The 874-nt window shown below is 66.2% G+C and carries 1 protein-coding gene; it reads right to left on the reverse strand.

Translation table 11 applies throughout. The features are described 5' to 3' along the window. Window positions 1-874 (reverse strand): amino acid adenylation domain-containing protein (locus JANGC3_RS30140; RefSeq protein WP_035789066.1); only part of this gene is annotated, 874 nt, incomplete at both ends.

The raw sequence follows: 874 nt of genomic DNA on the forward strand, positions 1-874 counted from the left end.
ACGAAGTGCGCCGGAATCATGTAGTCCGGCAAGGTGCGCGCCAGCGCGGCGCGCAGCCGCGCCGTGTCCGCAACTTGCGTGTCCTCGTGCGTGACCAGATACGCCACCAGCCGCGGCTCGCCCGGCGCGTCCTCGCGCGCCAGCACCACCGCTTCGCGCACGCCGTCTTGCGCCGCGAGCGCCGTTTCGATTTCGCCCAACTCGATGCGAAAGCCGCGGATCTTGACTTGGTGATCCATCCGTCCCAGGCACTCGATCGCGCCGTCCGGCAAATACCTGGCCAAATCGCCGGTCTTGTACATGCGGCTGCCGCTGGCGGAAAACGGGTCCGGTATAAAACGTTCGCCGGTGAGGTCGGGACGGTTCAAATAGCCGCGCGCCACCCCCTCGCCGGCGATGTGCAATTCGCCCGTCACGCCAATCGGCACCGGGTTGAGGTGCTCGTCGAGCACATAAGTGCGCGTGTTGGCGACGGGACGGCCGATCGACAGGCTTGCCGCGTTCTGTTCGAAGCAGTGCAGCGTCGACCACACCGTAGTTTCGGTGGGACCGTACATATTCCAGACGGCCGGCACATGCGTCAGCAGTTGGCGGGCCAGATCGATCGGCAAGGCTTCGCCGCCGCACAATACCTTCAGCTGGTGTCCCTGCCGCGGCCAGCCATGCTCGGCAAGCATGCGCCAAGTGACTGGCGTGGCCTGCATGACCGTGACCTGCGCGCGTTCGATCAGCGCGGCGAGCTGTTGCGGATCGTTCGCCACGGCGCCGGGACACAGCACGGTGCGGGCGCCGCTCACCAGCGGCAGAAACACTTCCAGCACGGCGATATCGAAAGACAGCGAGGTGACGTTCAGCACCACGTCGTCGGCGGCGC

The sequence above is a fragment of the Janthinobacterium sp. CG3 genome, assembly GCF_000344615.1.
GTDB lineage: Bacteria > Pseudomonadota > Gammaproteobacteria > Burkholderiales > Burkholderiaceae_D > Janthinobacterium.